Raw genomic sequence first — 20,918 nt, 5'->3', positions numbered from 1 at the left:
CGCCCGCCACGAGGCAACGAACAGAGGAAGCGGAGGTCCGGCACCCATGAACGGCCATGCCGACGAACAGAACCCCGTCCGGTCGGACGGCACACAGGCCGGCGCCACGGGCGGCGACCTGTCCGCGCTCGTGCTCGCGCTCGCGCACGAACTGCTGGAGCGGACCGACGTCCGTGCCGACGAGGACTTCTTCTCGGCCGGCGGCGACAGCATCCTGGCGATGCACCTGGTCGGCCAGCTGGCCCGCCGCACCGGGCTCAAGCTGCGAGTCTCGCTGCTCTTCGCCAATCCGGTGCTGCGCGACTTCGCGGCCGAGGTCGAGCAGCTGCGTGCCGCCGCCACGGCCGCCGCCGCGGCACCCGCCGCGGCACCCGCCGTGCCCCTCGCCGCCGCCCTGAGCGCCGCTCGCGCCACCGACGGGAGTGCCGCCAGTGCGTCGTGACTTCGATCCGGTCCAGGCGGCCCTGGTCACCGAGGTCGACGAGGTGCTCGACGGCCTCCGGCCGGACGCCGGCGTCCGGGAGTCCTTCGAGGCGCTCGGCGCCGCACGGCTGCTGGCCGTGCACTACCCCGAGGAGTACGGCGGCCGGGGTCTGAGCCTGGCCGCCCACTCGGCGGTGTCGGAACGCATCGGCCTGCGCGGCCTGCCGGACGTCGCCCACCTGATCACCGTCCAGGGGGTGGGCTGCCCGCTGCTGACCTTCGGCACCGAGGAACAGCGCCGCCGCTGGCTGCCCCCGATCACCTCCGGCCGGCTGCTGGCCAGCCTGCTGCTCTCCGAGCGGGGAGCCGGCAGCGACCTGACCCGCGTCACCACCGGCGCCGTGCCCGACGGCGGCGGCTGGCGGATCACCGGCGAGAAGACCTGGAGCCTGCTCACCGAGTTGTCGCAGATCGCACTCTGTTCGGTGCGCACCCGGCAGGGCGACAGCCGGTACGACGGGATCTCCCTCTTCCTGGTCGACCTGCACGACCCCGGGGTGCGGATCGAGCCGGTCGCCCGTGCCTCCGGCGAGCCGTACTACACGGTCACGCTGCGGGACGTCCGGGTCGACCGCGATGCGCTCGTCGGCGAGCTGCACAAGGGCTGGGCCCTGCTGCCCACCGTGATCGGCTTCGAGCGCGGTGGCTTCGACTACCTCACCCGCGCCCAGTCCTGGCTGGCCGCCGCCCGCACCGAGCTGACCGCCCGGCCGGAGGCCGAACGGCGTCTGCTGGCAGCGGACTTCGCACGCCGTCAGTTCCTCGTCGAGAACGCCCGGGCGCTCGCCTACCACGCCGCCGGAACCGCCGAGGACCTGGAGACGGACGAGACCGTCACCGCGTACGCGAAACTCGCGAGCGGCCTGGCCGCCCAGGCCGTCACCCGCTGGGCCGCCGAGGAACTGCTCTCCGTGCCGGGCCCGGACGAGGCCGCACCCCACCGAACCCTGCTGCGCGCCGCGGTGGCCGAGGCTCCGGAGCTGACCATCTCCGGCGGCGCGCAGGAACTCCAGCTCGACCTGATCGCAGGAGAATTCATGATCGGCAGGACGGTCCGATGAACCTCCAGCTGGATGCGACCCAGCACCGGCTGACCGACGCCGTCGGCAAGCAGGAGGCGGCGGCCGCGCCCGACGCCTCGGGCTGGGACGTCCTCGACGCGGTCGGCCTCTCCGAACTGCTCGCCCCCGCACCCGGTGCCCGGCCGCTGTTCGGGCAACTCGAATGGCTCCTCGTGCTGGAGGAGCTGGGCGCGGGCTGCCGCCCGCACACCCTGGTGCGCTCGGTCCGCAGCTACCTCGACGTGTACGCGGAGGGCGGCCACGCGCCGGCCGCCGCCGAGGCCTACCGGGCCTGGGTCGGCGACCACCGCACCGCGCCGGCCGCCGCCCTGGTGGAGCACGCCCCCGACGGCCGGTGGCGGCTGTCCGAGCCCCGGCCGGAGGCGCTCGCTGGCCTGCCGCAGCCGGTCCTCGACGCCTCCGCGGCGAACGCGGCGCGCGACCGCGACCTGCTCGCCCTCGCCGCGTACGCGTGCGGGGTGGCCCGGCGCTGCCTGGAGGCCGCCCAGGAGCGGGCCGGCGAACGCGTGGTCGCGGGCCGCCGCCTGCTGGAGCACCAGGGCACCGCCCACCGCATCGCGCGCTGCGCCGTCGACCTGACCATCGCCCGGATCGGGCTGTGGCGGGCGGCGCACGGCGAGGACGAGGGCGTGCCCGCCGGTCACCTGGCCCCGTCCGCGGCGGCGGCCTGCGTGTCGGCGGCGCTGGACAGCGCCCACACCGTCGTTCAGGCCTTCGGGGCGGCCGGTACCAGCGACCCCGGGATCGTCCGGCTGTTCCGCACCGCCTGCTCGCTGCCGGCGCTGACCGGCTCGCCGCGCGCCCTGTGGCAGGAGGCCGGAGCGCGGCTTCCGCTCACCGTCTGAGCGGCCGCCGCCGTCCACGAGAAAGGCCCGGGCCGATGGCCCGGGTCTTTGACGTGCGGCGTGCCCTCACGCGGCGGTGTCTTCGGCCGTACGGCGGGTCAGCGGGGTGACCGGGGCGGCCTGGGCGGCGCAGAGCGCGAGGCCGGCGACCGTCGGGGCGGAGAACACGTCCGCGACGGCGACCTTCACACCGAGCCGCTTGCGTGCCAGGGCCGCCAGGCGGATGGCGAGCTGCGAGTGGCCGCCGAGGCTGAAGAAGTCGTCGTCGAGGGAGATCTGCCGTCCGTCGAGTTCGAGCACCTGGGCGAACAGCTCGCGCAGCGTCTCTTCCACGGCGGTGGGGGTGTGCTCAGTGGTCATGTCGGTTCACTTTCCTGACTCCGGGAGTTCCGGTCTGCGGAGGGACGAGGGCGGCCGCCGCACCGGGGCGGTGGCCGGCGTGAGGGACGGCGCCGCGGGTCAGACGGCGGTGGCGACGGGCTCGCGCCCGGCGGCGAGCTTGGCCGGCGTCATCAGCCGCCAGACCAGCGCCGTCATCACGGTCATCGCCACGAAGCCGACCCAGAACGGCGCGGTGATGCCGAACGACCGCGCGATGACGCCGCCGAGCAGCGAGCCGATCGCGGCGCCGCCCATGCTGAACAGCATGTAGACGCTGTTGATCCGGCCGAGCATCTCGCTCGGGGTCACCCGCTGGCGCAGCGTCACCCCGACGACGCCCCAGATCGTGGCGTGGGCGCCGAAGAACACGAGCGTGAGCGCCGCGATCCACGGCGCTCGGGTCACGGCGAGGACGAGATGGGAGAGGGTCTCGATGAGCAGCCCCGCGCGGAGCAGGGCGGCCGATCCGAACCTGGCCTCCAGGCCCGAGACGGACACGGTGCCGATCACCCCGCCCACGGCGGACACCGCGAGCAGCAGGCCGTAGCCGGCTCCGGTCAATCCGAGCCGCTCGCGTGCCCACAGCACGTACACCGCGAAGATGCCGCCGTAGGTGAGGTTCATCAGGCCCATCGTCACCGCGAGCATGCGCATGGCCTTGTGCTGCCACAGCCAGCGGAGGCCCTCGGCGATCTCCTGCCACACCGTGCCGCGCGCCGCGGGCGTGGCGTCCGGGGCCGGCTCCGCGGCGTCACCACCGGGGCTGTGGCTGTGGCTGTGGCTGGGGCGGGGGCGGAGCGAGAGGACGAGGACGGCGGCGAGCACGAAGCAGGCGGCGTCCGTCCCGAACGGAAGGGCCGCCGCGAAGACGAACATCCAGCCGCCGAGCGGCGGGCCGGCGAACTGGTTGCACACCATGCGGATGCCGGACAGCCAGGCGTTGGCCTTCGGCAGCTCCTCCGAGGAGACCACACTGGGCAGCAGCGCCTGACCGGCGTTGTCCGCGAGCGTGGCGCCCACGCCCAGCAGGAAGACCGCCGCGTAGACGGCGGGTATGCTCGCCCACCCGCGCCACACCAGTACGGCGAGCACGGTCATCACCACGGCGCGCAGCACACTGACCGCGCCCACGACGAGCCGCCGGTCCACGCGGTCGACGAACACACCGCTGAAGAGCGAGAAGAGCAACCACGGCAGCTGTTGGGCGAACACGGCGCCGGCGACCACCGCGGGATTCCTGCTGATGGTCGCCATCAGCAGCGGGCCGGCGGCGACCGTGACGCCGTCTCCCAGTGAGGACATTCCGGATGCCAGCCAGAGCCTGGCGTAGTCACCCTTGAGAAAAGCAGCCATGGATGAGGGATCCTAGCAACGTAAACCTGCGCCGGGGGAGGAGATATCGCGCCCGTCACAGCGGCAATTTCCCGGGCAGAAATGCGGCAGATCCGCCGAGTCGGGCTCCCCGTGTGAACTACTGGCAGGCGCCGGCGTTCGATGGCGGCATTCACCTGGAGAACCGGATGGGGAGAGCGGAAATGAATGACGGGGTACTGGTCCTGACCCGCGAGCAGGTCGGCTCCTGCCTGGCCGGCGGGCAGGCCGAGGTGCTGGCCGCGGTGCGGTCCGCCTACGAGGCGCACGCGGACGGTGCGACGGCCGTACCGCTCTCCAGCTTCCTCACCGTCGCCACCCGGCCCCGGGACCGCATCGTCGGGATGCCCGCCTACCTGCGCACCGACGAGGAGCGGGCCGGGATGAAGTGGAGTTCGTCGTTCCCCGGCAACGCCGAGGCCGGCAAGGACCGCGCCTCCTCCGTCATCGCACTCAACTCCCTTGCCGACGGCCGCGTCACAGCCCTCATGGAGGCCTCGGCGATCAACCTCGCGCGCACCGGCGCCAGTGCGGCCCTCGCGGCGTCCACCCTGCACGGCGAGGAACGGCTGACCGCCGTCGGCGCCATCGGCTGCGGGCCGATCAACCTCTCGATCGTGCGCTACCTCCGTGCCGTGTACGGCGAGGGGTGGCGCCTGCTGGTGTTCGACATCGTGGCGGAGCGGGCCCACGCCTTCGCCGCCCGCGTCAGGGAGTTCGCGCCCGACGCCGCGGTCGAGGCGGTCGGCTCGGCCGAGGCGGTGCTGAGCGCCGCTCCGCTGGTGTCGATCGCCACCAACACGCCCGCGCCGCACATCGAGAGCCTGGCCGGGTGCCCCCGCGGCGCGACCGTCCTGCACATGTCGGTGCGCGACATCGCCCCCGACGAGATCGAGCGGCACGACAACGTGGTGGACGACCCCGACCACGTCCTCCGGGTCAACACCTCGCTGCACCTGCTGGAACAGCGCCACGGCCGACGGGACTTCATCCGCACCACGCTCGGCGACGTGGTGCGCGGCCGGCAGCCGGCCCGCCGGAGCGCGGACGGCGTGGTGGTGTACTCGCAGTTCGGACTCGGCATTCTCGACATCGCCGTGGCGGCCCACGTCCAGGCCGTCGCGGAGAAGGCCGGCATCGGTACCCGGATTCCCGACTTCCACGTCGGTTAGGTCCCGTCCGGCCCGCCCCGGGAGATGGCGGCGGCGTCCCGCGGCCGGACTCTCCGCCCGGACACCGGCTGACCAACGGTCACCGCGCGGACACGGAAATGCCGCAGGGCCCGGCCCGTCGTATCCGACGGGCCGGGCCCGACGCGTTGTGCGGCGCATCCGGCGGGTGCGAAGGCTGCCTCCGGCCTGCCTCCATTGCCGCCCGTCCGTTCGGCCTCATCCGCCTAGCATGGGTGTCCCCGAGGACGAGTTGCGCATATCTGGACAGCAATTCCTCGCACGATCTCCTGGGCGAATCCCCCCGCCGGCGCTGTGCAGCCTTTCACGCGGTGATCGCATTCCTCTGGGGTCCAATGAGCGAGTCAAGGAGTGAGCCATGCGTACGCAGTTGATCGGCAAGATCGAGCTCGACCGGACGAAGCTGTCGGACGACCTGGAGGCGAGCTTCGGCATCAACTTCGGCGAGCCGTACGACGAGTTCGTCTGCGGCCGCCCGTGGAAGAGCGCCATGCTGATGACGCCCGGCGGCGGTGAGGGCACCGTCCTCTCGCAGTTCGACCCGTCGGAGCCGGCCGCGTTCACCGCCGACGGCGTGCGCCTGCCGTACGTCCAGGAGCTGATCCGGAAGCACTTCGCGACCGAGCACATCACCTTCGCCCGTCTGGTGGCACTCAGCAACAGCGTGCTGGTCCCGCACCGCGACTACGTCGAGCTGTCCGACGACGTGTCGAAGGCGCGGATCGCGCACCGCGTGCACATCGTGCTCTCCACCGCCGAGGACGCGATGTTCAACGAGTCCGACTCGGTCTACCGGATGAAGGAGGGCGAGGTCTGGTTCATCGACGTCACCAAGCCGCACAGCGCCGGTGTCGTCGGCGACACCCGCCGCGTCCACCTGCTGATCGACGTCGCCAACGTGGACGACGTGGAGAAGCTGTTCAAGTTCGAGCACGAGCTGACGGGCGGCATCCCGGAGGCCAACCTCTGCGAGCGTCCGGAGCTGACCGCCGAGGAGCGTGAGGGCATTCACGCGCTGTCGGGGGTCATCGACGAGGAGAACATCATGGAGGTGCTCGGCCTCGTCATCAGGAAGCACTACCGCAAGGACGGCGGCCCGAAGTTCGTCTGGAGCACCATGACGGAGATCGCCCGGCTGAGCGGCGACGAGCGGATCGTCAAGAAGGTGGCGGACCTGTACCACCACACCAACCTCGAGCGCATCGAGAAGTAGCGGCCACACGACGAGGGGCACTTTCCACTCGCGGAACGGGCCGATGCGGTGGCCAGGGACTCCTGACGGGCCCTGGCCACCGGCACGCACACCGCGCCACGAATCGGGCGAGCTGACAGGAATCATCAATGACAGTCCACCACCACCATATCGGCATACAGACTGCGGACCTGGACAACTGTCTGGCGTGGTACCGCGACTACTTCGGTGCCCGGGAGACCTGGACGCTGGACACCTTCTCGGAGCTGACGCTAAGCCGGCTTCCCGGGATCACCCGCCTGACCGAGGTGATGGTCGGGGACGTCCGGTTCCACCTGTTCGAGCAGACCGGTCAGGACGACCGGCTGCCCGGCGGCAACACCGTGCAGTTCCAGCACACCTGCCTGTCGGCCGACTCGCCGGAGCGGCTCCAGTGGTGGCGGGACCACTGGGTGGAGCTCCACGAGTCCGGGCGCTACCACTTCGCCCGGCCGGAGGGGCCCACCGACATCGTGATCGACGCGGACGGCATCCGGAGCTTCTACACCTACGACGTCAACGGCCTCGAATTCGAGTTCACCTACGTGCCGGATGGTTCATGAACATCAGCTTTGAGGCACTGTCCGCCGAGCTGTCCACGCCTGAGGGCTGGACCTTCGCCGGCCGCCCCTACGGCCTCGAACCGCTCATCCTGCCGCCGCCCGTGGCTGCCGACGAGGAGCTCGGGCGACTGCGGCTGGACGCCGCGTCAGGACCCGACCTGCGCGATCTCTGCCCGACCCTGCTCGCGCACGGTGACTCCCCCCTGCCCGGAGGCCCGTCGTCCGGCGTGGACGCCGCCACGGACGCACCGGATCCGAGGGTCCACTGGTTCCGCTGGATCACCGGCCACCAGATCTCCTTCGTCATCTGGCGGCTGCTGGCGCAGGAGATGCGTACCGCGACCCTCACCGAGGGGGTCCGGCAGGCGAACGCCATCGCGGCGATGTCCGCGTACGTCCGCGGCTACTGCGCGATGCTGCTCTACACCGGATCCTGCTCGCGCGAGGTCTACGAGGAGCTGATCCGGCCCTCGATGTTCCTGGCGCACCCCGGCTTCAGCGGCACGTGGGCGCCCGACTTCACGGCCGTGCGCCAGGTGTTCCGCGGGAGGCAGCTGTCCTGGCTGGGCGGTGGGTCCGTGGTGGCCGAGCTGCGCCGTGCGGTCGCCGTCAGTCACCTGGTCCACTCGGGCGTCGCCGCCAAGCTCGTCCCGGCCGGCGGCTCGCTGCTCCAGGAGGCCGTCTCGACCGGCAGCAACCGGCGCCCGAACCTGCTCGGGATCCTGTACGACAACTACTTCATGACCGCCCGCGCGCACGACGCCGACGACCAGGTCGTCCCGCAGCTGCTGCGCCGGCTGGAGGCGGTCGCCCTCGACGTGGCCGCGCACGGCCTGAACTCCGGGGGCGCGGACGAGCAGCGGCCGCCGGAGCTGCGGGACGCGGACGTGCTGGAGGTCGAACGCGACCTCCTCGGAACCATGGTGCGGGTGGCCGAGCACGCTGCGGGGCTCGACTCCAGCGACCTCGACCTGCAGCCGCAGTCGGTCTGAGGGAAGTGACGAGATGCGATACGGTGCGCTGATTCTGCCCGACCGCCGCTGGGCGGACTCCCAGCGGCGATGGGTGCGGGCCGAGGAACTCGGCTTCGACCACGCGTGGACCTACGACCACCTGATGTGGCGCTGGCTGCGGGAGAAGCCCTGGTTCGGGGCGGTACCGACGCTGGCCGCGGCCGCCGCGGCCACGTCGCGGATCCGGCTGGGCACCATGGTGGCCAGCCCGACCTTCCGCCACCCGGTCACCTTCGCCAAGGAACTCATGGCGCTGGACGACATCTCCCAGGGCCGGATCATCTGCGGCCTCGGCGCGGGCGCCGGCGTCTACGACGACGAGGCGACCGGCGGGAAGTCACCGAGCGCCCGTGAGCGCGGTGAGCGGTTCGCCGAGTTCGTGGAGCTCACCGACCGCCTGCTCCGCTCGCCCGAGACCAGCTACCAGGGTGCGTACTTCACCGCGCACGAGGTACACCTGCACCCGGGGTGCGTGCAGCGCCCCCGGGTGCCGTTCGCCGTCGCGGCGACCGGCCCGCGCGGCATGCGGCTGGCCGCCGAGCACGGCGACCTCTGGGTGACGGCCGGCGAGGCGGGCAACTTCGAGCGCCGGCCGTACCAGGACCTGGTCCCGCTGTTCCGCCGGCAGATGGAGGCACTGGACCGGGCCTGTGAGGCGGCCGGCCGGGACCCGGCGACCATCGACCGGGTGCTGCTCACCGGCGGGATGGTCGACGGCACCCTGGAGTCCGCCGGTTCCTTCTTCCACGCGTCCGAGCTGTACGCCGGGATCGGCTTCACCGACATGGTGGTCCACTGGCCCCGGGAGGAGTTCCCGTACGAGGGCCGGGAGACGATCATGGAGGAGATCGCCGCCCGCTTCCCGAGCCGGACCTGACCCGGCCGGCCTGCTCCGGCCTGACCGTGGCCGGACCTGATCCGGTCCGGGCCCACGGCGGTCAGCTGCGCGGAGGGCGGCCGGTCCAGTGCAGGAGGAGCAGACTCGCCAGGGCGGCCAGCGCGCACCAGGTGGAGACGAACGCCAGCCGCCACAGCAGTGCGCAGACGACGGCGCCCACACCGGTGAGGAGGTCGAGGCGGCGGAGCAGGCGGTCGCCGCTGAGGAGGAGCGAACCGACGGTGGCGAGCAGGTAGCCGGTCAGCAGGACGGCCGGGTGGGGGAGACCGATGGCGTAGCTGAGGGTGTGGCCGTGTTCGGTGGCCGCCACCGGGTGGACGGCGACGGCCACGGTGAGCGGGACGGCGACGAGCAGCCCGAGGAGGACGAAGGGCAGGACCACGCGCCGGCGGGCCGGTTCCCGGGCCGCGCACCAGACGCCCGCCGGGACGAGCACGGGCAGCAGCGGCAGCGCGATCGCCGCCCAGGCCGTACGCGCCCACCCGGCCGGTCCGGCGGGTAGCCCGCCGTCGATGCCGTACCAGACGGCGGCCTCGACCAGCTGGTGCACGCCCAGGAGGAGGGGGAGCGCGGCGAGCGGCAGCCGTTCCGGCCGTCCGGCGCGGTGGGTCCGGACCAGGCAGAGCACGCCGATGCCGGACACCACGCCGCCTGCGACCAGGTCCGCCTGCGCGCTCCAGCACATGTCGCCGCCTCTCCGCCGCCGTTGGCCCGCGGTCGCGGGGCCGTTACCGGGAGCCGCCGGAGCGGCCGGAGCCATCGGAGTGGCCCGAGTGGCCCGAGTGGCCCGAGCCGTCGGCGTCGTCGGTGCCGGGGCGGCCGCCGGTGGGGTGCGGCGGGTCGGGGGCGCCGCGGCCGCCGGACCCGGGCCCGCCCGCGGGCTCGCTCGTCGCGAGCCCCTCGTCCTCCACCGCCTCCCCGTCCACGTCCTCCGGAAGTTCGCCGACGGTCTCCAGGAGGTCGCGGGTGGTGCCGGGCATGGCGGGGTGGCGGCCGATCACGATCACGCCGATGATGATGGCCACCAGTCCGGCCGACTCCCAGGCCAGCGCACCGGGGGTCACCCGCAGGCGGTCCCCGAGGAAGCCGACCGCGCACACGATCCCGGAGATCGGCTGGGCGGCGGTCAGCGCGGGCAGCGACATCCGCAGCGGCGCGGCCTCGAACGCGCTCTGCACCAGCAGCAGTCCGACCACGCCGGCCGCCACCACCGCGTACGGCTGCCAGCTGCGCAGGACGGCGTCGAGTCCGTCGTGGTCGAGGCGCTGGGTGGTGGTCCGGGTGAGCGCGTCCTGGAGTCCGTAGAGCAGGCCGGCGGCCAGGGCGAGCAGGGTGGCCTCCTCGAACAGCGGCAGCCGGCGGGCGAGGGAGACCAGCAGCAGGGTCAGCCCGGTGACCGTGCCGACGACCAGCCAATGTCGCAGCTCCCCGGCCGGTGGACCGCCTCCGCTGGGACGGCCGGCCACGATGAAGGCGGTCACGCCGAGGCCGAGCAGCAGCACCCCGGCCCAGCCGGAGCGGCCGAGGCTCTGGTGGGTGAGCACCCGGGAGAGCGCCATCGCGAACAGCAGGTTGGTGGCGAGCAGCGGTTCGACCAGCGAGACCTCGCCCTGGTTGAGGGCGAGCGCGGAGAGGATCAGACCGCTGACCATGAAGCCGGTGCCGAGCAGCCACTCGGGCATCCGCACCAGGTCGAGCAGCAGTCGCCAGTGCAGCAGGTCGGAGCGCGGCGCCCGCTGTGCCGCGTGCTGCTGGAGGACGAAGCCGAGGCCCAAGCAGCAGGCGGCGCTGAGTGCGAGAAGGAAGACCGCCACGGAGGGACCACCCGAACGTCGCTGCCGGCGCCGGACCGTCGGTCCGTGGTTCGACCGCGGCTGTGGCGCGCTGTCGCCAGCCTACCGCCGGGGCGGGACACCGACCCCCGGGACACCGCGGGCCGGGGGCCGGAGCTCGTGGCCGGGAGTGCCGGCGGAGTGCCGGGCCAGGAGTGCCGGGCCTGCCGGGCCTGCTGCGCCCGCCGCGCCCGCCGCGCTTGCCGCCGCAGGCGCAGCGGGCGCACGCTGGTGTGAGCAGCCGCCACGGGGTCCGCATCCGTGCCGGTCTGAACAGGCACGTCGGGGGCCGGCACCAGGAGGTGTGGCATGCACAACCAATGGGACGTGGAGCTGAGCTTCGAGGAAGACGGTGTGCACACGGGGTGCAACGCGAGGCTGACCGGTGCCAGGGCTCCGGGCCTCAGCGCCCACGGGGAGGCGGTCAAGAGCGCGGAGGACCGCCCGCTCGCCCGGATCGGCGAGGAGGTGGCGGCCTCCCGCGCGCTGGAGGAGCTCTCCCGCAAGCTGCGGGCGCAGGCCACCGGCGAGATCGAGGACGAGGGGCACCGGCCCGGCTACCTGATCTACTGACGACCGCCCCCGCCGGCACCCGTCGGGCTCATCGCTCACCCACCGGGGCCGCCGCCGGCCTGACCGGACCACGGAGAACGGCGGCGGACCCCGGCGGGCGGGAAGGCGGCCGCGGGCGGGAGGAGCGGGGCGTCACTCGAAGCCGCGTGACGTCCGGTCATGTCCGGGCCTGTCGTCACGTCCGGTCAGGTCCAGGCCTGGACCGGGGGGAGTGGCCAGGCGGGGGGTGTGGGGAGGGGAGCGTCGGCGGTGCTGCGGAGAGGGGCCTCGGCGCGGCCGCCGAGCCAGGCGAGCAGGGCGTGGCCGGGGGCGGCGACGGACGGGCCGGTCGGTGCGAGCGTCCAGTGCCGGCCCAGGTCGACGGCGTCGACCCGGCCGAGGGGGAAGTCGCGGGCGGCCAGGGCGGCGAGGGTGTCGTCGAGGGCCCAGGCGACGTAGGCGGCGGGCCAGTCGGGCGGGCCGTAGCCGGCGGCCAGGTCGGCGTGGTGGGTCTCCAGCTCCCGCCGGCAGCGATGGAGGGTGAACCAGGCCGGGTGGGGCCAGCCGGCCAGGGCGGTCACCCTCGCGTCCCATGCGGCCGCGGGCATGGACCGGGCATCCTCGATCAGGCCGGCGAGGGAGTCCCGCAGGCCGTTCACGAGGTCGGCGGCCGGGCGGGCCGCGCCGTCCTCGACGGCTCGCGCCAAGGCCCCGGCGTCCGGGCGCGGGTCGGGCCCGGCGCCGGTGCGGGCCGCCTCCAGCAGCCCGCGGTAGGCGTTGGCGCTGCGGGCGAGGTGGGCGACGACGTGCGCGCGTGTCCAGCCGGGGAGGGCGGACGGGGCCCGCAGGTCGGCGTCGGTCAGGCCGGCGAGTGTGTCGGCGAGCCGGGCACCGGAGCGGACGAGCTCGTCGACGAGGGCGGACCGGGAGAGGGAACGGGAGGCGCGAGGATGCGTGGTCATGACGGCGGGACCAGGCCGCTCGCTCCCAGGACGCTGCGGCAGTGCGCCCGGGCCGGGTCGGACAGCAGTGGCCGCCACCGGGTGAACAGGTCGAGCAGGCCCGCGCCGTGGCGGGTGCGGAACTCCGGGCTGACGGCGGCGAGGTCCAGCTCGTTGGCCGCGGTGAGTTCGGCGAAGTCCCGGCGTTCCCGGAGGCTCGGGCACCGCTGCGTGCCGGTGAAGCGGTCGACGAACGGGCCTGCCTCGTCGGCCAGTCCGCGGTAGGAGGAGGCGCGGTCGCAGGAGGCGTAGAAGTGGACGAGCGCCTCGGCCTCGGTGCCGATCGCCTCGACCAGCTCCGCGCGGCGCCCGGGATCCAGCAGCGCGCCCGGGAAGCCGTCCGTCCCGTAGAAGGCGTGGCAGAGGCCGGCCGAGACCAGCGCCGGGCGAGCGCCCCACGTGTCGAGAAGGGCGGCGACCCGCTGCAGGTGCGCGAGCAGTGTGCCGCCTGGGTGTTCCACCCCCTCGGCTCCGGCCGCCCGCAACATCGCCAGTGCTGCTGCCGTCATCTCGACCTCACCTGTCCGAACGATCGCGGGTGCGTGCGGGACCTGCCCCCGATCATAGGAGCCGCCGGCCGCCTGCCGCACCGTCACCGGTGGGGTCGCGCCCGCCCGGAGCCCGGGCGGTGACCCTCAGGCGCGTCCGGGGTGTGGGGCGAGGAACTCGGTGAGATGGCGGTTGAGTTCGGCCGGCCGGGCCGTCAGGAGACTGTGGTGGGAGGTGCCGGGGAGGACGGTCACCGTGGCCTCGGGGAGGGCCTGCCGGGCGAGGGCGGCGACGCGGCGGGTGTCGTGCGGGCGGCTGTGCTCGGCGAGCACCACCAGGGCCGGGGCGCCGAGGGTGCGCAGACGGGCGGCGGCCGGGCGGGGGCCGGTGACCGGGCGGACGGCGGGGTAGTCGGCGTGGCCGAGGGCGTACACCTCGCGCCAGGCCGGGTCGAGGCCGGTGCCGCCGGTCTCCCAGCCGAGGTAGCGGCGCGCCTTGCCGGTGGTGCGGGGCGGCAGGAAGAGGGGGACGACGCGGAACAGGTAGCCGGGGCGGAAACCGGTGAAGCACTGGGTGGGGTCCAGCAGTGCGAGCCGGCGGACGCGGGCCGGGGCGTGCAGCGCGTACTCCAGTGCGATCCAGCCGCCGTACGAGTGGCCGCAGAGGTCGGCCCGGGGGACGGCGAGGCCGTCGAGGACGGCGTCCAGCCAGCCCAGCAGGCCGGGCACGCCGGCGAGCGGCGGGCCGTCGAGGGTGCTGCGTCCGGGGTCGCCGACGAGGTCGACGGCGAGGACGCGGTGGCCGGCGGCGGCGAGCGGGCCGACGTTGGCGAGCCAGCCGGTGGAGGTGGCGCCGCCGCCGTGGAGCAGTACCAGCGGGCGGCCGTCGCGGGGGCCGCAGGCGTTGACCCGGGTGGTGCCGTGCGGGGTGCGGACGGTGAGGGCCTCGACGGGGACGGGCCAGCGGGCCAGGGCGGCGTCGTAGGCGGCGAAGAAGGCGTCGAGTCCGGCCTCCGGGGGAGCGGTGGTGCCGGTGGCGTCGGACGTTCTGGCGGAGCGTGCTGACATCATGCCCTCCGGTGGGCGACGAAGTTACTCGCTGAACAATAATCTCGCTGAGCGAGAGAATAGTCGCACGGATGTGCCCGGGGAAGGACGACAGGGTGGACAGAACAGAGGAACCGATGCAGCTGGTCCATCTGCTGCGCGGGCTGACCGTCGAGCTCGACCTGTTCGGCGCCGGGTTCGCCGGACGCAACGGCCTGCATCCGACCGACCTGCGGGCACTGATCCACCTGCTGGACGCCGCCCGGGCCGGCACGGTGGTGACCCCCGGGCGGCTCGGCGAGGTGATGCGGCTCAACTCGGCGGGCACCACCGGCCTGATCGACCGGCTGGAGCGGCTCGGCCTGATCCGCCGCGAGCGCGATCCGGGGGACCGCCGCAAGGTCCAACTGCTGGTGGAGGATCAGGCGATGGAGCTGGGGCAGGCGTTCTTCGGTCGTCTGATCGCCGATCTGGTGGCCGCGATGGGCCGGTTCGACGAGGCGGAGCTGGCGACGGCCCGGCGGTTCCTGCTGGCCATGACGGAGGTGGTCGCCGCGGCCCGCGACGAGGAGTGACCGGGCCGACGCGACGGAGTCGACGCGACGGTGGAGGCGGGCCCGGCCGGCGCGGGGGCCCGCCTCAGGCCGGCCCGAGCGCCCAGCTGACGGCCGAGAGCGTCGCCATCGAGACGAGGGTGGACCAGAGCACCGAGTCCCGGGCCAGCGCGGTGCCCTTCCCGTACTCGCGGGCGTAGGTGAAGACGTTCTGCGCCGTCGGCAGGGCGGAGAACAGTACGACGGTGAGCAGTTGGTGGGGCGGCAGGTGGAGGAGGAACGCGCCGACGGCGAACGCGGCCAGCGGCTGTATCAGCGTCTTGACCGCGACGGACACCCCGACCTCCGCGTACCGGGCCGTGCCGGAGGCTGCCGGGCGGTGGTGCAGCGACATGCCGAGCGCCACCAGCGCGGTCGGCACGCCGGCGCCGCCGAGCAGCGTGCAGGAACGGTTGAGTTCGTCCGGCAGGTGCCACCCCGTCGCGGAGGTCACGGCGGAGACCACGGCGCCGGCGGCGACCGCCAGCAGGATCGGGTTGCGCAGCGGGAGCGTGCGCAGCGCTCGACGGCCTTCGCGCCCGTTGTCCAGCACGGTCAGCACGGCCGGCGTGACCAGCAGGATCTGGAACAACACCACCGGTGCGACGAAGGACGCGTCGCCGAGCACCTGCATGGCGACGGGGATGCCGAGGTTGGCCGAGTTGACGTAGCCGGCCGCCATGCCGCCGATCGCCCGCTCGGGGAGCTCCCGGCCGAACAGCCGGTGTGCGGCCAGCAGTCCGAGCCCCGTCGCGACCACCGTTCCGGCGGCGAAGGCGAGCATCGAGGGGTTGGCGAACCGGTCCAGCGGCTCGCGCGCGATCATCAGGAAGAGCGCGGCAGGCATGGCCACATGGAAGACGAACCGGTTCAGCACCGTGTCCGCGTGCGGCCCGAGCAGGCCGCTGCGGCCGACCAGGTAGCCGACCCCGGTGAGGGCCCAGATCGGGGCGAAGCCGGAGAGCAACGGATGCAGGCTGGGCATGGTTCCTCGGAGGGCTCGGGTCGCCGGGTCGGGACGGCGACGTGGCGGCCTGGCGGCGTGGCGCGGTGGCGACACGCGTGTCGGCCGCCCGTGGGCGGTGCGTGGGCGCGGCCGGGGGTCGCCCGGCACCGCCGCAGTCAACCAGATGCCCGGGGGCCTACGATGACCTGGTGGACTATCTGAGCCTGGCTGAGGTGGAGACGATCGCACGGCGCGCGCACGAGGGGCAGGTCGACAAGAACGGCCACCCTTATGCCGAGCACCTCGCCGCGGTCGCCCACGGCGTGGCGGACCGCGGCGGCAGCGCGGAGCAGATCGCGGCAGGCTGGCTGCACGATGCGATCGAGGACGACGCGCTCACCCGGGACTGGCTGGCCGCGGCCGCGCTCCCCGACACCACCAAGGCGATCGTCGACGCCCTCACCAAACGCCCGGGCGAGCCGCTGGAGGAGTACACCGCCCGCATCCTGGCCACCCCCGGCGCCCTGTTGGTCAAGCAGGCCGACCTCGCGCACAACGCCGACCCGGTCCGGCTGGCCAGTCTCGACCCCGCGACGGCCGAGCGGCTGGCGGCCAAGTACCGCCGCACGCGCGCGCTGCTCGGCCTGGACGAGGGTTGACGCTCGGCTGACGGGCCGTCGGCTCCCGCTGCCGGCCGCCGGCGGTGGGACGAGCCGGTGAACGGCCGCCGGCGCCGGCGCCGGCGCGGTGACCGGCCGGCTGGGCGCCCGGCCCGGGAACGGGCGAGAGGGCCCGTGCACGCGGATCACGCGTGCACGGGCCCTCTCGGTCACCCCGGTTCTCCCTGTCCGATCCCCGGGGTGAGGGGGGACAGCGGTCTGACGGCGGGCGTCGGAGCCCCAGCGGCTCAGCGGCTCAGCGGCTCAGCTGCTCGCCTGCTCGCCTGCGCGGTGGCTCGGAGACTCGGTGACTCGGCGGCTCGACGGTCCGGCTGGTGCCGGAGTGGAGCGGCTTAGTACCAGTGGTGGGTCTGCCAGAACGACCAGGCGGCGTTCGGGCTGCCGTAGCGGGTGTTCATGTAGTCCAGCGCCCACTTGATCTGGGTCTTCGGGTTGGTCTTCCAGTCCGCGCCGGCCGAGGCCATCTTGGAGCCCGGCAGCGCCTGGGCCAGTCCGTACGCGCCCGAGCTCGGGTTGGTCGCGGTCACGTTCCAGCTGGACTCGTGGGAGATGATCTGGCTGAACGAGGAGAGCTGGTTGGCCGGCACGATCTGGGCGGCGATGGCCTGCGGGGAGGCGGTCGCGGCCGAGGCGGTGGCGGGCATCAGACCGGCACCCAGGGCGGTCACACCGGCGGCGCCGGCAAGAAGAGCAGCGGAAGTACGCATACGGAGCTTGAAAGCGGGCATGAAGAACAGGACCTCAATCAGGTTGGGCCGGTGTCACGCCCCGCCTCGACCAATGGCCGGACAGGGGCCGAAACGGTCGCGGGGCGTGACTCGGCAGCTAGCCGTTCCCCGGCGGGACAGGTGCCGGGGCGGCTGACGACTGAGCCATTGTTGCCAGACCGGATCGGCCGTCGCCAAGACCCCCTGTTTACGATGCGTCGTCGTAGTGCGGGGCTGCGCCGTGGATTCGAAGGGCCCGCCACGGCGGCCGCCGAGGTGCCGCTGACGTCGGCGGATGCGCCCGAAGAGCGTCCGCCCGGACTGCCGCCCGCCGACCACTACCGGTCGTCGTGGCGGCCAATTGTGTGTGAGCGCACTCACCGACCGCCCGCCCGGGGCCGTCACCCACCGGACGGCCGGCGCCACTGCGTGTACAGACGATCTGAGAGCGGCGCCACACTCCGGCGAGGTCGCGGCCCCGCCTCAGCCCCGCGGGCGGACGTGCAGGTCCAGCCCGCTCGCCCCCGCCTCCTCCACCCCGGGCGGCAGCCGCATGTCGTGGTCGTAGTCGCCGCCGACGAGCGTGCGGAACGGCACCGGCTCGTCGGTGAAGAGGCCGTCGAGCCGCCGCGTGCGCCGCCCCGCCAGTGCGCCCTCGCCGTAGGGCGGCGGAACGGCCGGGCCGTAGCCGAAGCCGGCGGTGAACACCCGGTCGATCCAGCCCTTCATGATCGCGGGAGCCGAGAACCACCACATCGGGAACTGCAGGACCACCGCGTCCGACCAGAGCACCTTCTCCTGCTCCGCCGCGATCTCCGGCGCCAGCCGCCCCGCCAGCGTGGCCCGCTCCGAGGCGGCCAGGCGAGACGGGCCTGGTGGTGCACGTGTTCAGCGCCGGGGAGGGCAGCCCGGAGGCCGCCGCCCCCGACCGGCCGGCCGCGTCCCTCACCGCCGCGCCGGCCGCGTCCGGGCACACTCCCTGACGAGTCCCGCGCGGCAAGGCCGGCGGGCGGATGCGGGTGGTGGTGCGGTGCCGGCCCGCCCGGCCGCCGTCCTGGCAGGATGGCGCCATGGAACATGTGCTTGGAATCGGTGGGTACTTCCTGCGGGCCGCCGACCCGGTGTCCCTGAATGCGTGGTACCGCGACTGCCTGGGCCTGGACGCCGATGAGCACGGCCTGTGGCGTCAGGGGGCGGGGCCGACGGTCTTCGCGACGTTCGAGCCCGGGACCGACTACTTCGGCTCCCGCTCCCAGCAGACCATGCTCAACTTCCGCGTCCGCGACCTGGACGCGATGCTCGCGCAACTGCGTGCCAAGGGAGCGGACGTCGCCGAAGGGACGCAGGACATGGAGGGGGTCGGTCGATTCGGCTGGGTCACCGATCCCGAAGGCAACCGGGTCGAGCTGTGGCAGCCTGCCTGACCGCGTCCTCGCGGCGGCGCTGACTCGCGCCCGCCCGCCCCCGACCCGCGCAGGGGAACTCGTCAGCCCAGGACGTCCCCCAGCCGGCGGTGCCGGGCGGCGCGGGCGGCGAGGCGCTGCGGCTCCGTGGCGGCGGTGAGGGCGCCGAGCGCGGCGCCGATCGCCTGCCCGAGCCGGTCGCAGAAGGCGGCCGGCTCCTCGGCGGCGTCCGGCCGCTCGGGCACGACGGTGTCGACCAGGCCGACGTCCGCCAGGTCGTAGGCGCCGATGCCCTGTGAGCGGGCCAGTTCGGGCGCGTGGGCGCCGTCGCGGTGGACGATCGCCGAGGCGCCCTCGGGCGGCAGTGGGGCGAGCCAGGCACGTTCGGCGGCGAGCACCCGGTCGGCGGGCAGCAGGGCGAGCGCGCCGCCGCCCGAACCCTGGCCGAGCAGCACCGCGAGGACGGGTGTGCGCAGGGCGAGCAGGGTGGTGAGGCAGTGCGCGATCTCGATGGCGATGCCGTCCAGCTCGGCCTGGGCGGAGAGTTCGGCGCCGGCTGTGTCGACCACCGTGACCAGCGGCAGCCCGAGCTGTTCGGCGAGGCGGGCGCTGCGGCGGACGGCGCGCAGGTCGGCGGCGGTGAACGGGCGTTCCCGGCCCGGCTCCTGCCGCTGCTGCCCGATCACCAGCGCGGGCCGGCCGTTCAGCACGGCGAGCGCGCGCACCAGCGCACCGTCCCGGCCGCCGGGGGCGTCCAGCAGGACCAGCTCCTCGGCGGTGCGGCGCAGCAGCTCACGGGCGCCCGGCCGGTCGGGCCGACGGGTGCTGCGCACGGACTCCCAGGCGTCGGGGCGGGCCGCGGGCCCGGTGGGCCGGGCGTCCGTCCGGGCGCCGCCGGGCGCGGGCGTCGGTTCGAGGGTGAGCACGGCCAGTGAGCGCCGCAGGACCTCGCGCAGCTCCTCCGGTGCGACCACCGCGTCCACCAGGCCGCGCCCGGCCAGCGTCTCGGCGCGCTGCACGTCGGCGGGCAGCTCCACGCCGCGCAGTTCCTCGTACACCCGGGGCCCGAGGAACCCCAGCCGGGCGTCCGGTTCGGCGAAGACCAGCTGCCCGAGCGTCCCCCAGGAGGCGAACACGCCGCCCATGGTGGGGTTGCGCAGGTAGGTGAGGTAGGGGAGGCCGGCCGCGCGGTGGGTCTGGACGGCGGCGGTGATCCGGAGCATGCAGACGAAGGCCGACGAACCCTCCTGCATCCGCGTCCCGCCCGAGACCGGCAGGGCGACCAGTGGCAGCCGTTCGGCGGTCGCCCGCTCCACGGCCCGGGTGATCCGCTCGGCCGTGGCCACCCCGATCGACCCGCCGAGGAACCCGAACTCGGAGGCCACGAGCGCGACCGCCCGGCCGCCGATCAGCCCGGCCCCGGTGACGACCGCCTCGTCCGTGCCGGTCCGCTCCCGGGCCCGGGCCAGCGCGGCCCGGTAGCCGGCCTCGGCGGGCTGCGGGGCGAGCGGCTCGTCCCAGCTCCGGAAGGTGCCGGAATCGACCAGTAGGTCCAGCAATTGACGAGCCGTCAGAGAAGTTCCCGTACCCAACGTCCACCCCGTCACCCGAGTGCCACCCGCACCGACAAGATCCACCCTACGCAGCGGCGGCGGGCCCGTCCCGGTCCGACGTGCGGATGTGAGCAGGCCGACAGGCTCGGGGAGCCGGCAAGCCCGTCGCAGACCGCGCGGGCCTTCGGCACGCCCCGAGGGACCGGCCCGACCGCCCGGGCCCGGCCTCAGCCGCGGGCGATCGCCGGCTCCGGCCGCCGCCGGGCCGCGTCGTCGTGCGTCCGGTCCTCGCATGCCCGGTCCTCGCATGCCCGGTCGTCGCGTGCCAGGTCGAGGCATGCGCGGTCGTAGCGGGCGGCGACCAGGCGGGCGAGGGTGTCGTGGGCGCCGAGCGGGGCGCTGGTCCAGCGGGCGGCGGTGCCGGCGGCGCGGTCGGCGAAGAAGCCGGGGCCGAGGAGGTGGGTGGCGACGGCGACGTGCTGGTGGCCGTCGGCGTGCAGGGCCTCGACGGCCTCGCGCGGCGTCGGGCGGGCGGCGGACAGGTAGGCGGGGACGACGAGCCGGCCGTCGGCGAGGCGCGAGGCGAGCAGGCGGGCCATCCGGCGGGTGTCGGTGACGGCCGCGGGGTCGGAGGAGCCGGCCGCGGCGAGCACCACCGGGCCGGCGCCCGCGGGCCGCCCGCTCTCGGCGAGCCGGTCGGCGAGCACGGCGGCCAGCAGCGGGTCGGGGCCCAGCGCGGGGGCGAGCCGGACGTGCGGCGGCCGGGCGGCGGCCAGCGCGCCGGGGATGTCGACCCGCAGGTGGTAGCCGGTGCCGAGCAGCAGCGGCACGAGGACGGCCGGCCGGTCGTCGCGGAGCCGGGCCAGTGCCTGGGGGAGCGAGGGCGTGGCGAGCTCCAGGAAGCAGCAGCGGACGTCCAGTCCGGGCCGCTGTGCGCGCACCCGTTCCAGCAGCGCCCTGGTCGTGGCGACCCCGGCCGGGTCCCGGCTGCCGTGCGCGACGGCGAGCAGCACCGGACGGTCACCCCGCCCCGGGCCCGCGCCCGGACCTGCGCCCGGG

General features: G+C 74.3%; 23 protein-coding genes and 1 pseudogene. 12 read left to right on the top strand and 12 right to left on the bottom strand.

Annotated elements, in window-relative coordinates; all coding sequences use genetic code 11:
* The first annotated feature begins 46 nt into the window (after nt 1-46).
* Genes OG286_RS07125 through OG286_RS07115 form a run of 3 tightly spaced genes read left to right on the top strand, consistent with a single transcriptional unit; the run spans nt 47 to nt 2,410 of the window.
* Nucleotides 47-442 carry a phosphopantetheine-binding protein gene (locus OG286_RS07125; protein WP_396322527.1) on the top strand — a complete coding sequence of 132 codons (396 nt, stop codon included), beginning with the start codon at nt 47-49 and terminating at the stop codon, nt 440-442.
* Nucleotides 432-1,544 (top strand): acyl-CoA dehydrogenase family protein, encoded by a 1,113-nt coding sequence (locus OG286_RS07120; protein WP_396322526.1) that lies wholly within the window; start codon nt 432-434, stop codon nt 1,542-1,544. Before OG286_RS07125 ends, OG286_RS07120 begins: the two co-directional genes overlap by 11 nt.
* On the top strand, nt 1,541-2,410 hold the full coding sequence (locus OG286_RS07115; RefSeq protein WP_405364893.1) for an acyl-CoA dehydrogenase family protein: 870 nt from the start codon (nt 1,541-1,543) through the stop codon (nt 2,408-2,410). The genes OG286_RS07120 and OG286_RS07115 overlap by 4 nt, the downstream gene beginning before the upstream one ends.
* A 66-nt stretch (nt 2,411-2,476) precedes the next feature.
* Here OG286_RS07115 and OG286_RS07110 read toward each other — a convergent pair whose 3' ends face one another.
* The gene (locus OG286_RS07110) at nt 2,477-2,770 is read right to left on the bottom strand and encodes an acyl carrier protein (RefSeq protein ID WP_396322524.1); all 294 of its coding nucleotides are present in this window, start codon (nt 2,768-2,770) and stop codon (nt 2,477-2,479) included.
* A 99-nt stretch (nt 2,771-2,869) separates the two neighbouring features.
* Nucleotides 2,870-4,144, bottom strand: a complete 1,275-nt coding sequence (locus tag OG286_RS07105; protein ID WP_405364891.1) for an MFS transporter — start codon at nt 4,142-4,144, stop codon at nt 2,870-2,872.
* Between the two features lie 182 nt (nt 4,145-4,326).
* On the opposite strand from OG286_RS07105, the gene sbnB reads away from it, so the two are divergent.
* The 5 genes from sbnB (at nt 4,327) to OG286_RS07080 (ending at nt 9,036) form a co-directional block, all read left to right on the top strand.
* Nucleotides 4,327-5,334, top strand: coding sequence for a 2,3-diaminopropionate biosynthesis protein SbnB (gene sbnB, locus OG286_RS07100; RefSeq protein ID WP_396322522.1), 1,008 nt, complete (start codon nt 4,327-4,329; stop codon nt 5,332-5,334).
* Between the two features lie 376 nt (nt 5,335-5,710).
* Nucleotides 5,711-6,565, top strand: a complete 855-nt coding sequence (locus tag OG286_RS07095; protein WP_396322521.1) for an aspartyl/asparaginyl beta-hydroxylase domain-containing protein — start codon at nt 5,711-5,713, stop codon at nt 6,563-6,565.
* A gap of 128 nt (nt 6,566-6,693) precedes the next feature.
* Complete coding sequence (locus OG286_RS07090) at nt 6,694-7,146, top strand: VOC family protein (protein WP_396322520.1); 453 nt, start codon at nt 6,694-6,696, stop codon at nt 7,144-7,146.
* A complete protein-coding gene (locus OG286_RS07085; protein ID WP_396322519.1) occupies nt 7,143-8,138 on the top strand; it encodes a hypothetical protein in 996 nt (331 codons plus the stop codon). Before OG286_RS07090 ends, OG286_RS07085 begins: the two co-directional genes overlap by 4 nt.
* Nucleotides 8,139-8,151: 13 nt before the next feature.
* The gene (locus OG286_RS07080) at nt 8,152-9,036 is read left to right on the top strand and encodes an LLM class flavin-dependent oxidoreductase (protein ID WP_396322518.1); all 885 of its coding nucleotides are present in this window, start codon (nt 8,152-8,154) and stop codon (nt 9,034-9,036) included.
* A 61-nt stretch (nt 9,037-9,097) separates the two neighbouring features.
* Here the strand turns inward: OG286_RS07080 and OG286_RS07075 are convergent, their stop codons facing one another.
* Complete coding sequence (locus OG286_RS07075; protein ID WP_396322517.1) at nt 9,098-9,742, bottom strand: DUF6629 family protein; 645 nt, start codon at nt 9,740-9,742, stop codon at nt 9,098-9,100.
* 289 nt (nt 9,743-10,031) lie between these two features.
* Nucleotides 10,032-10,871, bottom strand: a pseudogene (locus OG286_RS07070) (DMT family transporter); the annotation flags it as partial.
* 327 nt (nt 10,872-11,198) lie between these two features.
* On the opposite strand from OG286_RS07070, the gene OG286_RS07065 reads away from it, so the two are divergent.
* A complete protein-coding gene (locus tag OG286_RS07065; RefSeq protein WP_148641447.1) occupies nt 11,199-11,462 on the top strand; it encodes a dsRBD fold-containing protein in 264 nt (87 codons plus the stop codon).
* Nucleotides 11,463-11,647: 185 nt separating this feature from the next.
* On the opposite strand, the gene OG286_RS07060 is transcribed toward OG286_RS07065, so the two are convergent.
* The 3 genes from OG286_RS07060 to OG286_RS07050 form a co-directional block, all read right to left on the bottom strand.
* Nucleotides 11,648-12,403 carry a maleylpyruvate isomerase family mycothiol-dependent enzyme gene (locus OG286_RS07060; RefSeq protein WP_396322516.1) on the bottom strand — a complete coding sequence of 252 codons (756 nt, stop codon included), beginning with the start codon at nt 12,401-12,403 and terminating at the stop codon, nt 11,648-11,650.
* Nucleotides 12,400-12,951 (bottom strand): DUF6817 domain-containing protein, encoded by a 552-nt coding sequence (locus OG286_RS07055; RefSeq protein ID WP_396322515.1) that lies wholly within the window; start codon nt 12,949-12,951, stop codon nt 12,400-12,402. Before OG286_RS07055 ends, OG286_RS07060 begins: the two co-directional genes overlap by 4 nt.
* 126 nt (nt 12,952-13,077) lie before the next feature.
* The gene (locus OG286_RS07050) at nt 13,078-14,001 is read right to left on the bottom strand and encodes an alpha/beta fold hydrolase (protein WP_396322514.1); all 924 of its coding nucleotides are present in this window, start codon (nt 13,999-14,001) and stop codon (nt 13,078-13,080) included.
* 113 nt (nt 14,002-14,114) lie between these two features.
* Between OG286_RS07050 and OG286_RS07045 the strand changes: the two genes are divergently transcribed.
* Complete coding sequence (locus OG286_RS07045; protein ID WP_396322599.1) at nt 14,115-14,552, top strand: MarR family winged helix-turn-helix transcriptional regulator; 438 nt, start codon at nt 14,115-14,117, stop codon at nt 14,550-14,552.
* 64 nt (nt 14,553-14,616) lie between these two features.
* Here OG286_RS07045 and OG286_RS07040 read toward each other — a convergent pair whose 3' ends face one another.
* Nucleotides 14,617-15,555 (bottom strand): AEC family transporter, encoded by a 939-nt coding sequence (locus OG286_RS07040; RefSeq protein ID WP_396322513.1) that lies wholly within the window; start codon nt 15,553-15,555, stop codon nt 14,617-14,619.
* 170 nt (nt 15,556-15,725) lie between these two features.
* On the opposite strand from OG286_RS07040, the gene OG286_RS07035 reads away from it, so the two are divergent.
* Entirely contained in the window at nt 15,726-16,175 is a 450-nt protein-coding gene (locus OG286_RS07035; protein ID WP_396322512.1) for an HD domain-containing protein, read from the top strand.
* 353 nt (nt 16,176-16,528) lie between these two features.
* Here OG286_RS07035 and OG286_RS07030 read toward each other — a convergent pair whose 3' ends face one another.
* Entirely contained in the window at nt 16,529-16,903 is a 375-nt protein-coding gene (locus OG286_RS07030) for a transglycosylase SLT domain-containing protein (protein ID WP_396322511.1), read from the bottom strand.
* A gap of 483 nt (nt 16,904-17,386) precedes the next feature.
* Nucleotides 17,387-17,716, bottom strand: a complete 330-nt coding sequence (locus OG286_RS07025) for an NAD(P)H-dependent oxidoreductase (protein WP_396322598.1) — start codon at nt 17,714-17,716, stop codon at nt 17,387-17,389.
* Between the two features lie 257 nt (nt 17,717-17,973).
* Here OG286_RS07025 and OG286_RS07020 point away from each other — a divergent pair, with 257 nt between their 5' ends.
* Nucleotides 17,974-18,327, top strand: a complete 354-nt coding sequence (locus OG286_RS07020) for a VOC family protein (RefSeq protein WP_396322510.1) — start codon at nt 17,974-17,976, stop codon at nt 18,325-18,327.
* A gap of 62 nt (nt 18,328-18,389) precedes the next feature.
* Here OG286_RS07020 and OG286_RS07015 read toward each other — a convergent pair whose 3' ends face one another.
* Nucleotides 18,390-19,913, bottom strand: a complete 1,524-nt coding sequence (locus OG286_RS07015) for a carboxyl transferase domain-containing protein (RefSeq protein ID WP_405364888.1) — start codon at nt 19,911-19,913, stop codon at nt 18,390-18,392.
* 173 nt (nt 19,914-20,086) lie between these two features.
* Nucleotides 20,087-20,872, bottom strand: a complete 786-nt coding sequence (locus OG286_RS07010) for a sirohydrochlorin chelatase (protein ID WP_405362664.1) — start codon at nt 20,870-20,872, stop codon at nt 20,087-20,089.
* Nucleotides 20,873-20,918: the final 46 nt, after the last annotated feature.

Origin of the sequence: Kitasatospora sp. NBC_00039 (assembly GCF_045160625.1) — a bacterium.
GTDB lineage: Bacteria > Actinomycetota > Actinomycetes > Streptomycetales > Streptomycetaceae > Kitasatospora.
The sequence above is the reverse complement of the archived record's forward strand: the minus strand, read 5'-3'. Positions and strand labels throughout refer to the sequence as shown.

Bases quoted from the DNA above. Each gene is read 5' to 3' on its own strand.
- OG286_RS07110 (WP_396322524.1), bottom strand. From the start codon at position 2,770: ATGACCACTGAGCACACCCCCACCGCCGTGGAAGAGACGCTGCGCGAG.
- OG286_RS07085 (WP_396322519.1), top strand. From the start codon at position 7,143: ATGAACATCAGCTTTGAGGCACTGTCCGCCGAGCTGTCCACGCCTGAG.
- OG286_RS07105 (WP_405364891.1), bottom strand. From the start codon at position 4,144: ATGGCTGCTTTTCTCAAGGGTGACTACGCCAGGCTCTGGCTGGCATCC.
- OG286_RS07045 (WP_396322599.1), top strand. From the start codon at position 14,115: ATGCAGCTGGTCCATCTGCTGCGCGGGCTGACCGTCGAGCTCGACCTG.
- OG286_RS07095 (WP_396322521.1), top strand. From the start codon at position 5,711: ATGCGTACGCAGTTGATCGGCAAGATCGAGCTCGACCGGACGAAGCTG.
- OG286_RS07040 (WP_396322513.1), bottom strand. From the start codon at position 15,555: ATGCCCAGCCTGCATCCGTTGCTCTCCGGCTTCGCCCCGATCTGGGCC.
- OG286_RS07125 (WP_396322527.1), top strand. From the start codon at position 47: ATGAACGGCCATGCCGACGAACAGAACCCCGTCCGGTCGGACGGCACA.
- sbnB (WP_396322522.1), top strand. From the start codon at position 4,327: ATGAATGACGGGGTACTGGTCCTGACCCGCGAGCAGGTCGGCTCCTGC.
- OG286_RS07060 (WP_396322516.1), bottom strand. From the start codon at position 12,403: ATGACCACGCATCCTCGCGCCTCCCGTTCCCTCTCCCGGTCCGCCCTC.
- OG286_RS07090 (WP_396322520.1), top strand. From the start codon at position 6,694: ATGACAGTCCACCACCACCATATCGGCATACAGACTGCGGACCTGGAC.
- OG286_RS07080 (WP_396322518.1), top strand. From the start codon at position 8,152: ATGCGATACGGTGCGCTGATTCTGCCCGACCGCCGCTGGGCGGACTCC.
- OG286_RS07055 (WP_396322515.1), bottom strand. From the start codon at position 12,951: ATGACGGCAGCAGCACTGGCGATGTTGCGGGCGGCCGGAGCCGAGGGG.
- OG286_RS07115 (WP_405364893.1), top strand. From the start codon at position 1,541: ATGAACCTCCAGCTGGATGCGACCCAGCACCGGCTGACCGACGCCGTC.
- OG286_RS07050 (WP_396322514.1), bottom strand. From the start codon at position 14,001: ATGATGTCAGCACGCTCCGCCAGAACGTCCGACGCCACCGGCACCACC.
- OG286_RS07075 (WP_396322517.1), bottom strand. From the start codon at position 9,742: ATGTGCTGGAGCGCGCAGGCGGACCTGGTCGCAGGCGGCGTGGTGTCC.
- OG286_RS07030 (WP_396322511.1), bottom strand. From the start codon at position 16,903: ATGCGTACTTCCGCTGCTCTTCTTGCCGGCGCCGCCGGTGTGACCGCC.
- OG286_RS07065 (WP_148641447.1), top strand. From the start codon at position 11,199: ATGCACAACCAATGGGACGTGGAGCTGAGCTTCGAGGAAGACGGTGTG.
- OG286_RS07020 (WP_396322510.1), top strand. From the start codon at position 17,974: ATGGAACATGTGCTTGGAATCGGTGGGTACTTCCTGCGGGCCGCCGAC.